Origin of the sequence: Crocosphaera watsonii WH 8501, from assembly GCF_000167195.1 — a bacterium.
Taxonomy (GTDB): domain Bacteria; phylum Cyanobacteriota; class Cyanobacteriia; order Cyanobacteriales; family Microcystaceae; genus Crocosphaera; species Crocosphaera watsonii.
This window is the reverse complement of the sequence record NZ_AADV02000003.1, coordinates 261,965-277,095: the sequence shown is the minus strand read 5'-3', so window position 1 is coordinate 277,095 and position 15,131 is coordinate 261,965. Positions and strand designations below refer to the sequence as shown.

At 37.6% G+C, this 15,131-nt stretch carries 15 protein-coding genes and 2 pseudogenes; 9 read left to right on the top strand and 8 right to left on the bottom strand.

The window, feature by feature from the left end; translation table 11 throughout:
• Positions 1-63: 63 nt before the first annotated feature.
• Complete coding sequence (locus CWATDRAFT_RS08385) at positions 64-309, bottom strand: DUF3134 domain-containing protein (RefSeq protein ID WP_007304602.1); 246 nt, start codon at positions 307-309, stop codon at positions 64-66.
• Positions 310-422: 113 nt separating this feature from the next.
• Here CWATDRAFT_RS08385 and CWATDRAFT_RS08380 point away from each other — a divergent pair, with 113 nt between their 5' ends.
• Both CWATDRAFT_RS08380 and CWATDRAFT_RS38365 read left to right on the top strand, forming a co-directional pair.
• The gene (locus tag CWATDRAFT_RS08380) at positions 423-1,052 is read left to right on the top strand and encodes an ABC transporter ATP-binding protein (RefSeq protein ID WP_007304601.1); all 630 of its coding nucleotides are present in this window, start codon (positions 423-425) and stop codon (positions 1,050-1,052) included.
• 266 nt (positions 1,053-1,318) lie between these two features.
• Entirely contained in the window at positions 1,319-1,471 is a 153-nt protein-coding gene (locus tag CWATDRAFT_RS38365; protein ID WP_198138959.1) for a hypothetical protein, read from the top strand.
• Here the strand turns inward: CWATDRAFT_RS38365 and CWATDRAFT_RS08375 are convergent.
• Both CWATDRAFT_RS08375 and CWATDRAFT_RS08370 read right to left on the bottom strand, forming a co-directional pair.
• Positions 1,443-2,363, bottom strand: a complete 921-nt coding sequence (locus tag CWATDRAFT_RS08375; protein WP_007304600.1) for a pentapeptide repeat-containing protein — start codon at positions 2,361-2,363, stop codon at positions 1,443-1,445. The two genes, CWATDRAFT_RS38365 and CWATDRAFT_RS08375, sit on opposite strands and share 29 nt — an antisense overlap.
• Before the next feature lie 368 nt (positions 2,364-2,731).
• A complete protein-coding gene (locus CWATDRAFT_RS08370) occupies positions 2,732-3,625 on the bottom strand; it encodes a helix-turn-helix domain-containing protein (RefSeq protein WP_007304599.1) in 894 nt (297 codons plus the stop codon).
• Positions 3,626-3,822: 197 nt separating this feature from the next.
• Here CWATDRAFT_RS08370 and carA point away from each other — a divergent pair, with 197 nt between their 5' ends.
• From carA to CWATDRAFT_RS08330, 7 genes and pseudogenes are all read left to right on the top strand, one after another.
• Positions 3,823-4,968 (top strand): glutamine-hydrolyzing carbamoyl-phosphate synthase small subunit, encoded by a 1,146-nt coding sequence (gene carA, locus CWATDRAFT_RS08365; protein ID WP_042711354.1) that lies wholly within the window; start codon positions 3,823-3,825, stop codon positions 4,966-4,968.
• A 38-nt stretch (positions 4,969-5,006) separates the two neighbouring features.
• Positions 5,007-6,260, top strand: coding sequence for an L-lactate MFS transporter (locus CWATDRAFT_RS08360; RefSeq protein ID WP_198138956.1), 1,254 nt, complete (start codon positions 5,007-5,009; stop codon positions 6,258-6,260).
• A gap of 543 nt (positions 6,261-6,803) precedes the next feature.
• Positions 6,804-6,962: a hypothetical protein gene (locus tag CWATDRAFT_RS08355; RefSeq protein ID WP_232287040.1), complete on the top strand. Its 159-nt coding sequence runs from the start codon at positions 6,804-6,806 to the stop codon at positions 6,960-6,962.
• Positions 6,963-7,229: 267 nt separating this feature from the next.
• Positions 7,230-7,616, top strand: coding sequence for a GxxExxY protein (locus CWATDRAFT_RS08350; RefSeq protein WP_007304596.1), 387 nt, complete (start codon positions 7,230-7,232; stop codon positions 7,614-7,616).
• A gap of 133 nt (positions 7,617-7,749) precedes the next feature.
• A complete protein-coding gene (gene proA, locus CWATDRAFT_RS08345) occupies positions 7,750-9,054 on the top strand; it encodes a glutamate-5-semialdehyde dehydrogenase (protein ID WP_007304595.1) in 1,305 nt (434 codons plus the stop codon).
• A gap of 90 nt (positions 9,055-9,144) precedes the next feature.
• A pseudogene (locus tag CWATDRAFT_RS33150) lies at positions 9,145-10,614 on the top strand (DNA phosphorothioation system restriction enzyme).
• 42 nt (positions 10,615-10,656) lie between these two features.
• A complete protein-coding gene (locus CWATDRAFT_RS08330) occupies positions 10,657-11,427 on the top strand; it encodes a YebC/PmpR family DNA-binding transcriptional regulator (RefSeq protein ID WP_007304591.1) in 771 nt (256 codons plus the stop codon).
• 130 nt (positions 11,428-11,557) lie between these two features.
• Here the strand turns inward: CWATDRAFT_RS08330 and CWATDRAFT_RS08325 are convergent, their stop codons facing one another.
• The 5 genes and pseudogenes from CWATDRAFT_RS08325 to CWATDRAFT_RS08305 all read right to left on the bottom strand — a co-directional run bounded on the left by CWATDRAFT_RS08325 (position 11,558) and on the right by CWATDRAFT_RS08305 (position 15,003).
• Complete coding sequence (locus CWATDRAFT_RS08325) at positions 11,558-12,199, bottom strand: transposase (RefSeq protein WP_007303384.1); 642 nt, start codon at positions 12,197-12,199, stop codon at positions 11,558-11,560.
• Between the two features lie 64 nt (positions 12,200-12,263).
• A pseudogene (locus CWATDRAFT_RS08320) lies at positions 12,264-12,858 on the bottom strand (helix-turn-helix domain-containing protein).
• Between the two features lie 8 nt (positions 12,859-12,866).
• Positions 12,867-13,607, bottom strand: coding sequence for a hypothetical protein (locus tag CWATDRAFT_RS37110; RefSeq protein ID WP_007304589.1), 741 nt, complete (start codon positions 13,605-13,607; stop codon positions 12,867-12,869).
• Positions 13,608-13,616: 9 nt separating this feature from the next.
• Entirely contained in the window at positions 13,617-14,057 is a 441-nt protein-coding gene (locus tag CWATDRAFT_RS08310) for a GspH/FimT family pseudopilin (RefSeq protein ID WP_232287039.1), read from the bottom strand.
• 76 nt (positions 14,058-14,133) lie between these two features.
• On the bottom strand, positions 14,134-15,003 hold the full coding sequence (locus tag CWATDRAFT_RS08305; protein WP_007304587.1) for a hypothetical protein: 870 nt from the start codon (positions 15,001-15,003) through the stop codon (positions 14,134-14,136).
• Positions 15,004-15,131 lie beyond the last annotated feature (128 nt).

The following is a 15,131-nucleotide window of genomic DNA, read 5'->3' as shown; positions in this document are numbered from 1 at the left end:
ACAAGCTCAACGTCAACTAGATTGGTTGAAAGGGGAACTATCAAAATTGTTCCCCATACTCACTTAATCTTCATCCTCTATACTAAGATCATCGTCATCATCATCGTAGTTGTCATCCACATCAATTAAATCTGAGATTTCTGCATCTTCTTCGAGGGATACTTTTGTCTCTTCCTGTTCACGATAAATTAAGCGATTTTCTCTCTCTAACCAGTTGATAATAGAGGAGTCCTGTTTCACAGGAATCACTGCGGCTGGTTCATATCGTGGTTCTTGAGAAATAGCAGGAGATAAATTGTCTTTGGACATAAAACTTAGAGTTTAACAGTTCTGTTCATCATCTATAATAACTTACCTGATAACTTGAACAGGTTCAACAATGTACAATTAACAATAAACTATTAGGAATAATTGCTGGATTAATGCTATATCTCAAAAATGTTATCTATCATCCTCCTGCAACCGTCGAGCCTATTTTAAAGGCTACAAACTTAGAATTAGGATCACAAGAATTAGGATTAGTTGTCGGTCCTAGTGGTTCGGGAAAAACTACCTTATTGGAAATTTTAGCTGGGTTAGCACAGCAAACTAAAGGACGTATTTTTTGGCGTGATCAAGAATTAACTTTTCTAGAGTTACAACAACTCTGTGGCTTAGTTTTTCAGTTTCCTGAACGGCATTTTTGCGGTAGTAATGTCTTAGAAGAATTACGCTTAGGTCATCCAGAAATAACTACAGAAAATATTAGAAATTCCTTGACAGAAGTGGGCTTAGAAGACATCGCTCTTAATACCTCTCCCCATCGCTTAAGTGGGGGACAACAAAGACGTTTAGCCTTAGCAGTTCAATTAATTCGTCAACCTAATTTATTATTACTAGATGAACCTACCGCAGGCTTGGATTGGTCTATGCGACAACAGTTGGCTAAGCTTTTGTCTAAATTAAAGCAACATTGGACTTTATTAATTGTTTCCCATGATCCTGATGAATTACTGGCGATCGCTGATCGATGTTGGCGTATTAACAAAGGAGAATTAGCCCTGCTTAACTAACATTTACCCGTTACCCACGTTGTAACGGGACAGTTTCTCGGTGATAATTTTTTTTTGATTGCCCTTGACTTTTTTTTGAATACGTATGTATTGTATAAGTATCTGGCAACAAATCAACATTTAAGTCAGACAGAAAAACTCTAGGAAAACCACATCCAATATAGGATTACAAAAATTAGTTGTGGGGTTATTTATATTTTTCTTTGTCATTCCCAGTATACAAAGGATCTTATTAGTATCCTCATGATAATACGTGGTGCTATGGGTTGTTAAAGATTGAGGAAGAATCTGAATTAATAAATAAACAAAGGGAACAAGAGGCAGCTAATTATCAATATGATACTCAACGATTAAGAAAAGTTGAACAGGATGAATATCAAGAAAAAAACGTCAACAAGAAAGAGAATTATCCTTATTAAATACTGCAACAGCATAACTTGTTGATAAGAGTTCAAAAGATCCTGCATAGTTTGGATTTCTTTTTAGTTGTAATTCTGATAAATTCTTTTGGATGGTTTGGGGTTTTAATTGAGTTCCAATTACCTTAGTATCCCTAAGTGTGGCGTTAGTGAAATCAGCATTATCAACGATCGCATTGGTTAAATCAGCACCTTCTAAGTCGGCATCTCTTAAATTAGCCCCTTGTAAATTTGCTTCACGCAAATCAATATAACGTAATTTTGCCCCTTGAAGATTTGCCCCTTGAAGATTTGCCCCTTGTAGGTTACTGTAGCTGAGGCGAGAATTTTGAAAATTAACTTGTTCTAAATTTGTATGACTTAGATCGGCCTCTTTAATAAACGCGTCAGTTAAATTACTACCAAAAAATGATGCTTGCTTTAACACCGCACAACTAAGACGAGCTTTAGATAGATTAGCCCAATTAAAATTAACCCCTGTTAGATTGGCTTCTCTGAGGTTAATTTCCTGAAGATTAGCCCCACAACAATTGGCATCAGATAAATTAGCACCCCGTAAATTACTATAAGATAAATTAGCCCCGCTCAATTTTGCTGATCTTAAAACGGATTTAACCATAAAAGCCCCGGTTAAATTGGCTTTCGTCAAATCTGTTTCAATCAGTTGAGATTCACTCATTTTAGCGTAGGTTAAATCTCCCCAATTCAAACTAGCTTGGCTTAAATTAGATTTAGTAAGAAATCCACGACTAAAGTTAATTCCCATTAGGTTTGACTTCGTCAAATTTACGGAAATCAACATAACCTTAGATAAATCAACCCCAGCCAAATTAAGCTCTGGGAAGTCTCGGTGGCCCTGTTCATACTGTCGTAGTAGGTGACTAATATTCATAATGGGGTTAGACACACTCAAAGATGGGAATTTACAAGAAGGCAGTAAACCGTAATGCCTTGATTGATGGAACCTCAGATACTTATCCTATTGGGATAAGAGCATAAAAGTGTTCGTATGTCTTATTTTACTCCCCAGAAAACAGAATTAGTGTGACCTAATCCCATTTGTTAAAAAACTTATTTGTTATTTATGTTATTTAGTTTTACTTACATGGTTTTGTAAAGTATTTTATCTAATTCTCCGTACTAACATCTAATTTTTCACCTTTCTACCTCAAAGATAAGATAGATTTTAATCCATCGAGAGGGAGGAAAAGGTCGCCATTCCTCTATGGATTTACTTGTGATGGCGAGGTTTTTCTAGCATCAGTCTGAACTGGGAACTAAAGAATAAATTTGACCATCCATGAGGAGACGAGTGATCCCTTTAGCTTGTAGATGATAACAGGTTTTATAGAGAAGACGACCATCAGGAACCTTGATCACCCGTTGAGAACGATTAGAAAAACGACGAGCAACCCGATGATTATCGAAAATGGGTAGGGTTCTCTGTTGCACTTCACCTACAGGAATTTGACCAAGATGGGCAAACTCTTTTAATGGTTTGGCTATCAATTCAGCAGAGCGATCGATGACAAGATAGCAGGTTTTGGGGAAAGTGGCTGCGGATAAGGGTAAAACTTGAATATCCCTGGGAGTAGACAAGGAATCGTTATAATCTTCTTCGTCTTCCTCTTCGTCTTCGTCTTCTTCCTCATCCCAATCATCATCACTATCTTCTAACTCTTCTCCTAGCATTTCCCCCACAGCTACAACATCAATCTCTTCTAACTCTTCGACTTCGCTATCCTCATCCTCTTCTTGAGAAACCACAACAGGAATTTCTTTGTGAACTTTGACCCGTGATGGTTTTGAGGCAGATTTCTGGGGGGGACTTTCAACAGAAGACTCCACAGGTTTTGTTATTTCTGAAATTGGTTCAGAGATAGCAGGAGTTTCCTTGATAATTGGTTTGACCTGCTTGGGGGTCTGTTTTACCTTATTTTCTGAGTCTGTTTGAGGTTTATTAGTTCTAGCTAAGCGTTTCTGTTGAATTAAATCCTCATACTCCATATCAGAGAGGGTACTCTTCAAAAAACGACTAATGGTGGAACTACTGACCCCGTAACGGTCAGCTAAGGTAGAAGTGGTTTCTGGAGTTTGACGATAAAGATTAAGAATTTCTTGTTTGTCGTCGCTGGTTAATTTCTTGGGACTCATGGGATTATACCTACCTTTTTGGCAGCCTAAATCTACCTTAACACCTCAGATACATCTGCTAGAATTATCCCCAGTAACTTAGGGTTAAATTGATTCTCAACAGATGGCTAGGACATCAGGATTTAATTGATTGTCTGATCTAGTTTATCCTTAACCGCTAGGTTTCATCCCTTCTTATTATCAAAAACTTAATGATTATGGCAATGGCAAAGGGTCAACCCGCTTTATTAGTGTTAGCTGACGGAACAACTTTTGAAGGGTTATCCTTCGGTGCGAAAGGAACAACGGTGGGAGAGGTAGTATTTAACACAGGAATGACAGGATATCAAGAAGTTTTGACAGATCCCAGTTATTGTGGCCAGATTGTGACCTTTACCTATCCTGAGTTGGGTAATACAGGGGTTAACCCCGATGATGAAGAATCTGAAAAACCCCAGGTTAAAGGGGTGATCGCTCGTAACATAACTTATCGTCCTAGTAATTGGCGATCGACTGAATCTTTACCTGACTATTTAATTCGTCATAATATTATCGGTATTTATGGCATCGATACCAGGGCATTAACCCGTAAAATTCGTTCTGTGGGGGCGATAAATGGGATTATCTCTACAGAAACCTTGGACAAAGGCGAACTCTTGCGTCAAGTCCAATCAGCCCCTTCTATGGCAGGATTAAATCTGGTTAAGGAAGTCACAACCAGGGAAATCTATGAATGGTCAACCCCCACGGATAGTCATTGGAACTTTAATACTAACAACGGTGAGACTTCTCAAGAAGGTTTAACGGTAGTGGCCATTGATTTTGGGGTCAAGCGCAACATTTTACGACGCTTAGCTAGTTATGGCTGCAAAATTATTGTGGTTCCTGCTGATACTCCTCCTGAAGACATTTTAAAGTACAACCCTGATGGTATTTTCTTATCCAATGGTCCGGGAGATCCTTCTGCCGTAACAGAAGGGGTGAGTACGGTTAAAGCTTTAATTGAACAAGGAAAACCCACCTTTGGCATTTGTATGGGACACCAAATTTTAGGGCTATCTTTGGGAGCGGAAACCTTTAAGTTAAAGTTTGGCCATCGAGGTTTAAATCAACCCTGTGGGCTAAAAGAAAAGGTGGAAATTACCAGTCAAAATCATGGTTTTGCGGTAACGGAAAAGTCCTTAGATGCAGAGGTGGAAATTACCCATCTTAATCTCAACGATCGCACAGTGGCTGGTTTATCCCATAAAAATTTACCTTTCTTCTCCGTACAATACCATCCCGAAGCTAGTCCCGGTCCCCACGATGCAGACTATTTATTTGAGAAGTTTGTTAATTTGATGAAGGAAAATAAGGGGCAATAATGGATAATCGACAACGGTTACAATTTAAGGGGTCAAGGATCGATAATACCCATAATCAAGCACAATTACGAGTGCTAGGGCTTCCTGCTCAACAAGGAAGATGGTTATTAATTCCTCTAGGGATGACTATCCTACTCTGTCTGGGAACGGTGTATTCTTGGAGTGTTTTTAGAACTCCCTTAGAAGTAGCGTTACAAGTTGGTGCAACCGAAAGTCTTTTACCGTATACCTTTGCCCTGGTTTTTTATGCGTTATTAATGCCGATCGCAGGATATTTTATACCTCGCCTTGGGACTCGCTTAATGAAGGTTATTGGGGGGATTATCGTGGGCTTAGGCTATATTCTCTCTAGTTTTGCTAGTAATATCGTGGTCATGATTTTAACCTACGGTGTGATCGCTGGTACTGGTGTAGGTATTGCTTATGGTGTGCCGATGGCCGTCATCGCTCGGTGGTTCCCTGATCGAAAAGGGTTAGCCGTTGGCTTAACAATTATCGGATTTGGGCTTTCTCCCCTGATAACTGCCCCTTTAGCCAATTTTTTAATCGAAACCTATACTGTTAGACCGACATTACGCATTTTAGGCATTATTTTAACCGTGGTTATTGTTATTGTGGCCATCCCGATGAAATTTCCCCCCAACCATTGGCAACCTTTAACAACCACGACAAGTACAGATAAGGCAACTAATCAGGCATATCCTAGCCATTTATGGAAAAGTCAGTCGTTTTATGGCTTATGGATTTGTTATGCTATTGGGACTTTAATTGGCTTAAGTGCCATTGGTATTTCTAGTCCTGTGGGGGAAGAAATGATACAGATAAAACCCAGTGTTGCAGCTAGTAGTGTTTCTTTATTTGCCCTATTTAATGGAATTAGTCGCCCTCTCTTTGGTTGGTTGAGCGATCGCTTTAAACCTCACCATGTTGCCATCGGTGCTTACACCTTAGCCCTTATTGGTTGTATTTTGATGATTAATGCACAGGTTGGACAAGTCGCCACCTATTTAATCGCTTTTTGTCTCTTTTGGTTTTGTTTAGGGGGTTGGTTAGCCATTGCACCTACAACTACTCTCCGCTTTTTTAATCCTGATCAATATGCTCAAAACTACGGTATCGTTTTTACGGCCTATGGAGTCGGTGGTTTAGTGGGTACGTTATTCACAGGACAAATCCGCGATAGCTTTGGCTCCTATAATATTGTCTTTTATTTTATGGCTTTCCTCGCTATTATGGGCATTATAGTGGCTAGTTTGCTGTTTAAACGGAAAGGATATCCACTGTCTAAATAATTTATAACAAGGCCATCAAGATCAAAGATATAGCAACTTCATAAAATATCAAAGAACGAAAAACACAAAGTCCTGGTATTTTTTTCATTTTTTACTTGAATTTGGGTCAATAATTAAGCTCATGTTTCAGAAGAAAAAGAGGAGAGGTGATATGGCTATCACCAACGCCAACTCCTCCCTGAAAACAATGACCCCTCACACCTAAAACTGTCTAAGAAAACGCTTTGCAAAAACAGAGTGTAGATGTCGGACAAAGGCAGTAGGTTGATGTCTATTTGTGACTGCGTTTTGCCTTTGATCTTAGTTTAGCTGCTTAATCCTAATACTTCAGTCCCATAAAAAGGAGAAATTAACCAATTAACTAATAGAAAACTGTTTTCATAAAGTGGAAAATTAGGGAAATAAAGGGAAATATTAAAATTTATTCGTTTAATTATATGATAAAATATTTAGTTGTTAATTAAGACTAATTTTATTATGTGGTGAGTTAATATTCGTTGTAGTGGAGATGATTGGAAAAAGTCTGGCGCTGATTTTAAAGCCATGACAGAAAATTATGAAGCGGAATTGATAGGTTCTCAGAAAATGCCTGATGGGACGAGAATCATGGGTTATAAAATGGAGGACATTAGTGATGTTGAAACTTTTATAGATGATTGTACTAAGTTTCCTGGGTTTACCGCTAACTTTGAGTCTTTATAAAAAAATAAAACCGACAAAATTTATGAAGCGTAGCGGAATGCGTGGGTAGGTTACAGATATCCTCTATTTCATCATTCCCCATCGTCAGCATCAGGATTTTGGAGGATGATAAGATTTACAGGATAGGGTTATGACTATATTAATTACATTTATCTTTCCCAGAAAGTTGAAAAGAAAAAAATACTGACAATCCCCTAATCTTGTATAATCCTGATACTGACGATTAATAAGGTTTTTTCCCAACACCATCACGTTTATAATAAATAAATGAAACTCGAAGATATAACCTATAAAGTAATTGGTTGCTCTATGAAAATTCATAATACGTTAGGTAATGGGTTTCAAGAAGTTATCTATCAGAGATGTTTAGCCATTGAACTGCAAAAAGTTGGTTTAACCTTTGAGAGGGAAAAAGAACAACCTATCTATTATGAAGGTATCCACGTAGGAACAAGAAGGGCTGATTTTGTTGTGGAAAATAAAATTATAGTTGAACTCAAAGCTGTAATTAATTTAGAAAATGTTCATCTTGCCCAAGCTAAAAATTATGTGGTTGCTTATGATTTTTCTGTGGGATTATTAATTAACTTCGGAGCAACCAGTTTACAATATAAAAAAATATTCAATCCTAACTATAATGAGAAAATAAAATAAGTGATTGAACTTATTTTTTGTTAAATTGCATCAATAAACTAGAAAAAATCTTAAGAATATCTGAGGAATAATATTTTTTGTAGATAGTTTGGTATAATATAAATCTTCTAGAAAATTAAGATTGTTATTAGCAATGATAGTTAATTCTTCTCAATCATTATTATTAAAAGAAACTGCCGAGAAAACCTCTCAAGCAGCAAGAAAATTAGGGGGACTTTCCACAGGCGATCGCAACCAAGCAATAGAAGCGATCGCTACGGCATTAGAAAACGCTTCAGCCGATATTATTAAAGCCAATGAAATAGATTGTGAAATTGCAGAAAAAGAAGGAATTTCTAGACCTTTATATAACCGTTTAAAACTAGGTAAAACCAAACTAGAAGCTACCATAAAAGGAGTTAGAGATGTTATTAATTTAAGCGATCCTGTAGGTCATATTTCCATTCATAGAGAATTAGACGAAGGTTTAATATTAAAACGGCTTAGTTGTCCTTTGGGGGTATTGGGAATCATTTTTGAAGCCCGTCCCGAAGCCTTAATTCAGATTACAAGTTTAGCTATAAAATCCGGAAATGGAGTTATTTTAAAAGGAGGGAAAGAAGCATTAAACTCTTGTAAAACCTTAGTTAAAATAATCAGAGAAGCTTTAAGTAAAACTAAAGTCAGTCCTGATACAGTACAGTTATTAACTACCCGTGAAGAAATTAGAAACTTATTAGAATTAGATGAATATATTGACTTAATTATTCCCAGAGGATCCAATGAATTTGTGAGATTTATTCAACAAAATACTAATATTCCTGTGTTGGGTCATGCCGATGGAATTTGTCACTTATATGTTGATAAAGAAGCGGAATTAGACACAGCTATTGCTGTTGCCGTGGATGCCAAAACTCAATATCCTGCTGCTTGTAATGCTATCGAAACATTATTAATTCATCAAGATATTGCTAGGGAATTTTTACCGAAAATTGCTCAAGGTTTGACCTCCCATGAAGTTCAACTAAAAGGGGATCAATTAACTCAAACTTACCTTGATATTGAAGCGGCAACGGAAGAAGACTGGAAGACAGAATACAGTGATTTAATCTTATCTATTAAGGTTGTAGACTCCTTAGAAGCAGCCATTAATCATATTAATACTTATGGGTCAAAACACACCGATGCTATTATTACAGAAGATAAAAATAGCGCAGAAATATTTATGAATCAAGTGGATGCTGCCGGAGTTTATCATAACTGTTCAACTAGATTTGCAGACGGTTTTCGCTACGGTTTTGGGGCAGAAGTTGGCATTAGCACCCAAAAAATGCCCCCTAGAGGTCCTGTGGGGTTAGAAGGGTTAGTTACCTATAAATATCAAGTAATAGGAAATGGTCATATTGCAGCCACTTATGCTGGTGAAAATGCCAAACCTTTTACCCATAAAGATGTATAACTTTTCTAAGTTACTATTAGTATAAGGAATAGATAGAGACGCTATGAATAGCATCTCTATGATAATTTATATAAGAAAAAATTAAAGCTAATGGATGAATATAATCAAATTAATTTAACCATTGATTGGCATCAACTAATTAAAGATTATCAACAAAAATTTTCTCATAATCGAGTAAGAGAAAAGAACAAGAGTTATCAACTATTTCCTCAAGCTACCCCGCAAACGCCCCAAACTATAAGACTACGAGATTATCAACAAGAAGCAGTTATTAACTGGTTTAAAAATAAGGGGAGAGGAACATTGAAAATGGCAACAGGAAGCGGAAAAACTATTACGGCTTTAGCTATTGCTACAGAATTATACGACAAAATCAAACTTCAAGTATTATTAATTATTTGTCCCTACCGTCATTTAGTTGTACAGTGGCAAAAGGAATGTATAAAGTTTAATTTGAATCCAATTTTAGCTTTTGAAAGTGTTTATAACTGGTAAAGTGAACTATCAACAGAACTCTATAATATTCAGTCTAATCAACAACCTTTTCTAACTATAATCACTACGAATTCTACTCTGATTAATCAAGGATTTCAAGCACAAATAAGATTTTTCCCTGAGAAAACCTTAATTGTTGGGGATGAGGCACATCACTTAGGTTCCCCCCGTTTAGAAAGTAGTTTACACCGTAACATTGGTTTAAGATTAGCTTTATCTGCTACTCCAGAAAGATATTTTGATGAAGAAGGAACCGATGCGTTATTAGACTATTTTGGACAAGTAATAAAACCAGAATTTACCTTGGCTGATGCAATTAAAAAACAAGCATTAGTTCCTTATTTATACTACCCGATTTTTGTAAAATTAACAGAATCAGAAGCCTTTAATTATGCTAAATTAACTCAACGTATTGGTTGAGCGTTAGGAAAAAATGAGAATTTTAAAAATAATGATAACTTAACATCATTATTAATTCAAAGGTCTCGTTTAATCGGAGTAGCCGAGAATAAATTAACAGCACTAAGAGAATTGATGAAAAAACGTTTAGAAACGAAATATACTCTTTTTTATTGTGGGGATGGTTATTTAGAAAATGAGCCAAAAAATTATCAAAAACAGATCGCAGCAGTGACTCGTATTTTAGGTAAAGAATTAGGTTATAGAGTTAATACTTATACCGCAGAAAATACCCTAGAAGAAAGGGAGACAATTCGTCAACAATTTAAAGCAGGAGACTTACAAGGATTAGTGTCTATTCGTTGTTTAGATGAAGGAATAGACATTCCAGAAATTGAACAAGCTGTTATCTTAGCTAGTAGTGGCAACCCCCATCAGTTTATTCAAAGAAGAGGACGAGTATTACGACCTTCTCCTCAGAAAAAACAAGCGATAATTTATGATATGATAGTCATGCCTCCAGACTTAGATAGAGCTACCTGGGAAGTGGAACGAAACTTATTAAGAAAAGAGTTGAGGCGATTTATGGAATTTGCTAAAATTGCTCAAAATGCAGAAGAGGCAAGTCATAAATTCCTATGGATTCAAGAGCAATATGAACTCTAAATAAGGTATAATGCAACAGAGATAGTTATTAAAAATATTGTTATGGCAGGACATAGTAAATGGGCAAATATTAAACGCCAAAAAGAAAGAGTGGACGCTAAAAAAGGGAAAACATTTGCTCAATTATCCCGTGCTATTATCGTGGCCGCTAAACACGGTATTGCTGATCCAGCAGGGAATTTTCAACTGCGGACAGCCATCGAAAAAGCCAAGGCGGCCGGTATTCCTAATGAGAACATTGAACGGGCGATCGCCAAAGGTGCCGGAACCTACGAAAACGATGATACTATTTACGAAGAAATTCGTTACGAAGGTTATGGGGTTGGTGGGGTTGCCATTCTCATCGAAGCCTTTACCGATAACCGAAATCGTACCGCCGCCGACTTACGTTCAGCATTTACTAAAAACGGGGGTAACTTGGGGGAAACTGGCTGTGTTGGTTGGATGTTTGAACAAAAAGGCGTGGTGAGAGTAGAAGGAGCGATCGATGAAAATGCCCTCTTAGAAGCATCCATGGAAGGAGAAGCAGATAGTTACGAATTGTACGACGACGTTGGGGAGCAGGGGGCAGAAATTTTTACAGATATGACTAACTTGGATAGATTAAGTCAGACATTAAATGAGCAACACTTTAACGTCACAGAAGCAGAATTAAGATGGATTCCTAATAATCTCATCGAAATTGAGGATAATGAACAAGCTAAGTCCATTATTAAACTAATCGAAGCCTTAGAATCTTTAGATGACGTACAAAATGTGACCGCCAACTTTGAAATGGCCGATGAGTTGATGTTGTTGAGCCTGGGAAGTTGAAACCATTTTCATCAAGAGTGTTAAAACCTGATTATCTCATGGAAAAAACTCCGAACTCCGAACTCCGAACTCCGAACTCCGAACTCCGAACTCAAGTCCCTACTGCAGCTTAGCAAAAATAATCCACCAGTCACTTATGATCTTTAAAGCCCTTAAATTTCCAAACGAACGGCTTAGCAAAATGTTGATTAAAGTAATCAATAAAATTGAGAATTTTTTGGGATAGTTCTTCAGTTGAACGGACAGTAATTCTTTTGAGTAAACGCCTGACTAAGATCGAAAACCAACACTCAATTTGATTAAGCCACGATGTATGTTTGGGAATATAAACAAAGCGAATTCGATGAGATTCATCTGATAAAAAATCTGCTCTGCTGTCCATAGATTGCAAAATCCCCTCCTTTCCTTTTCTCCCCAAATCAATAGTAATTTCACAGCTTTCTGCTACTAATTTGACTAAGCTTTCCGATTTATGAGTGTTGAGTTGATCTACAATAAAAATCCATTCTGCTTTTTCATCAATCTTAATCGTTCTCTGGATATGTTCAGAAAAATCTTGTTCTGTTCTTGTCGGTCCAATAGAGGGACTAACAACTTTTCCTCTTGCCACATCCCAGTTCGCAATCAAGCTTAAAGTTCCGTGTCTTTCATATTCAAATTCGATTTTTTCTACTTGTTTAGGCTTGATTCTTTTGTTCGGAAATAATCTCTCAAGAGCTTGAATCCCTGTCATTTCATCTGTACTAATTAAATGAATTCCTTGTTCTAACAAAGTTTTAGCTTCTTGATGAAGTTCACAGATATATTTGACTTGCTTTTTAAATTTTAAGGGATCATCAATTTTGGCATTTAACCAGTAACGAACGAGATGTGGTTGTAATGTCGCTTCTTTTTAAAAAACGCCCCACACTACGGGGGGAAATCTTTTCGACAATTCCTCTTTTTATGGCTTCATCCGCAACTCTGAAGGTGTCCAATGGCTCACTGGTCTGTCTGATTTTTCACATTCTTCACATCACATTCTTCACAAGCGATCGCTACAATCTGGACTACTTGTTCGACCGTAAAGGATTTTGTTGTTCCAGGTCTTGGGCGATCGCTTAAAATTCCTTTGATCAAGACCATTAATGCTTTCTCCGTTACCTGTTGTTCTTCGGCGGCACTCAGTTTTTCTCTCTCCTCAAACCATCGCGATCGCCACTGACGCACTTGTACTCGGTCTAATTCTAATCTTCGACTAATCGAACTATTGCTCTCTCCTGATGCTGCGGCTAAGATTAGCTTGGCTCGTCTAACAAGGCGATAGGGGTTTGTTGTCCCTCTCACTATTTGTTGGAGTACTGTTTTCTGTAGGTTGGAGAGGTTAATTGGCAATGCTTTTATCATGGACATCAACTTCGAGATTCTTCCGTTAGTTTCATTGAAACACATTGTCGTGGCTAGTCACGAAAGTTTCTGTAAAAATCTGGTGGATTACTTTCGCCAAGCTGCACTAGTTGTTTATCTCCTCGCACACAGGTAAAAAATCCCTTGACCTCTTCTGTTTTTCTAGGAAAACGATACCATCTGTTACCTTCACTATCGGTGTATTCACCTTCGTTGGTATCATCACGGGTTAAGTTACGACAATCCTTTCGTTCTTCATCTAAGTCTAGTACCATCTTGTCCACAAGAGTGAGACTTGTCCACTCATCGGGTTTTCTTCCTTTATCATTGCTTTGATCATCTGGATCTATATGACCTCCATCTTGGAAAAATAGTGGACCAAAGCGTTTAATCTCCCCAGGACCGTGCCAGGGTTGATCCTCATCAATTTCATCTACATAGTAAACCACTCGTTCATAAATCCCATCAATTTTGAGAACAAGGATGGGGGTTTTGCCAGGATATTTCTTAAAAAAGGTTGGAGCGTAATCTTTAAGTTTATTTATGTCACCCTCATATTCAATGGTTTTAGCACTACGAATTTCCTCATTAATAAATTCAGCTGCTCTGTTGAGATCGTATTGCATTTCTCCAGTGGCATTAGCAACTTTATTTTCCTTTAAAATCATGATTAATCCGAACCCAGAAGCCATTACAACCATCAAAGTCATGGAAGCAGCAATCATTAACTCAGCAAGAGTCCAACCGGCAGAAGGACGGTATTTTTGTAAGAGTTTTAAATAGATTTTTAACATAATTTTTCCTTATTTTTCTATTAATTTTTTACAGTTGTCACCCTTTATGGACTCATCGGATGCGCTGGACTCGTAAATTCCTGTTCTCATAATTCCTAGTCCACTACTGATAACTAGACATCTTTTTTGTCCATTTCCTTTTTTCGGTTGAACTACAACAGTTCCCGTTTCTGTTGTTGTACCTTTAAAGGAAAAAGTCACACCTCCTGGGAGGTTGGTACCATTCATGACAACATCAACGCTTTCGGGTAATTCCCTGTCCACGCCACCTAAACAACTTTGATCGTTAGGATCTGTAATATCAAGAGAAAAATGGTCATCCCCGGGCTTTTTCCTGACTATGATGGTGCATTTCTTAGAGTTGCGGATGGCTTGTTTTTGGGCATCTTGCAGGGCCAGTTTAATTTGATCAAGACCTTCTTTGACTTCATCTCCTCGTAACATTGCCATCAAACTCGGGGTCCCGATCGCAGCAATAATCCCAGTGATTACCCCAACAATAATGATTTCTAAGAGGGTAACTCCCCTATTTGCGCTGTGGGAGACCGCACTCAGCAACAGCGGCCGGTATAACCTCTGTGTAATTTTCGGCGATGATTGATATTCTGCCTGCTTCGTCATCTCGTAAATTGTCACCATCTCGATCTTCTCCTCCTTGCTCTGGATAGGGTTTTCCAACTCGATAATAAACTTGTAAAACGTCGTATCTGGTGCTTTTGTCAACCGTCATCAATCGAACCATACGATAGTTTTGATTGAGAAGATTATTTTCAAAATTTGGGTCTGATTCATCATCACTGCCGTTCATGACTATTTGAACCACAACTTTTTTGGGGTCGGGATTTGTTTTTAATTCTGGTCTCTTAGTACCATTGTTAAAAACAACATTCCCGTTGTCATCTGTTTTAAATTGCTCGAAATCTTCAGCACCGGAAAAGACTTTATTTAAATCTTTAATAGCTGGCTTAGATTCAGTGCTCTTGTCATCATCACCGTTAGGCTTTATATCCTTGCTCAATCGTCGGTCTAACTCCTTGACTAAATCGGCCCCAAAACGCGTATCTTTACTCCTCCGTTTAGGACCGCGACAAAGGTAGTTGTCTTGATAATTATTAGGGTTAAGAATAGGTTTAATATCAGTTTTTTTATAATATTCAAGACTCATATTACTGGCGGTTGCCTGTATTATTTCAATGTCTTGTTGGATCAAAAAGTTGGCTTGAGCTTGTCTTTCTGATTTAACTTGCAAAACAGCGTTAATGGTCATCGCTTGTAAGGTCCCCATTAAAAAGGCTGAGGATATTAAAATGGAGAGGCTGACTTCAAACAGACTAAAGCCCTTATTAATTCGTTGTTTTGAGCGATTTAGAATTAGGAATAACAGTGGTTTGTTCATGGTATGAGTCCCTGGAAAACAACAAAGCTAATCATGGATTGGTTTATTTTTGATTAAGTTGCCAACTGTGGGTATGGGAGGATAGAGAAGGGGGCGGTTGGTCTCTAATTCTAAGTTTTCCCATTTTT

Bases quoted from the DNA above. Each gene is read 5' to 3' on its own strand.
- CWATDRAFT_RS08305 (WP_007304587.1), bottom strand. From the start codon at position 15,003: ATGAACAAACCACTGTTATTCCTAATTCTAAATCGCTCAAAACAACGA.
- CWATDRAFT_RS08385 (WP_007304602.1), bottom strand. From the start codon at position 309: ATGTCCAAAGACAATTTATCTCCTGCTATTTCTCAAGAACCACGATAT.
- CWATDRAFT_RS08375 (WP_007304600.1), bottom strand. From the start codon at position 2,363: ATGAATATTAGTCACCTACTACGACAGTATGAACAGGGCCACCGAGAC.
- CWATDRAFT_RS08330 (WP_007304591.1), top strand. From the start codon at position 10,657: ATGGCAGGACATAGTAAATGGGCAAATATTAAACGCCAAAAAGAAAGA.
- CWATDRAFT_RS37110 (WP_007304589.1), bottom strand. From the start codon at position 13,607: ATGTTAAAAATCTATTTAAAACTCTTACAAAAATACCGTCCTTCTGCC.
- CWATDRAFT_RS08355 (WP_232287040.1), top strand. From the start codon at position 6,804: ATGACAGAAAATTATGAAGCGGAATTGATAGGTTCTCAGAAAATGCCT.
- CWATDRAFT_RS08380 (WP_007304601.1), top strand. From the start codon at position 423: ATGCTATATCTCAAAAATGTTATCTATCATCCTCCTGCAACCGTCGAG.
- CWATDRAFT_RS08370 (WP_007304599.1), bottom strand. From the start codon at position 3,625: ATGAGTCCCAAGAAATTAACCAGCGACGACAAACAAGAAATTCTTAAT.
- carA (WP_042711354.1), top strand. From the start codon at position 3,823: ATGGCAATGGCAAAGGGTCAACCCGCTTTATTAGTGTTAGCTGACGGA.
- CWATDRAFT_RS08350 (WP_007304596.1), top strand. From the start codon at position 7,230: ATGAAACTCGAAGATATAACCTATAAAGTAATTGGTTGCTCTATGAAA.
- CWATDRAFT_RS08310 (WP_232287039.1), bottom strand. From the start codon at position 14,057: ATGGCAATGTTACGAGGAGATGAAGTCAAAGAAGGTCTTGATCAAATT.
- proA (WP_007304595.1), top strand. From the start codon at position 7,750: ATGATAGTTAATTCTTCTCAATCATTATTATTAAAAGAAACTGCCGAG.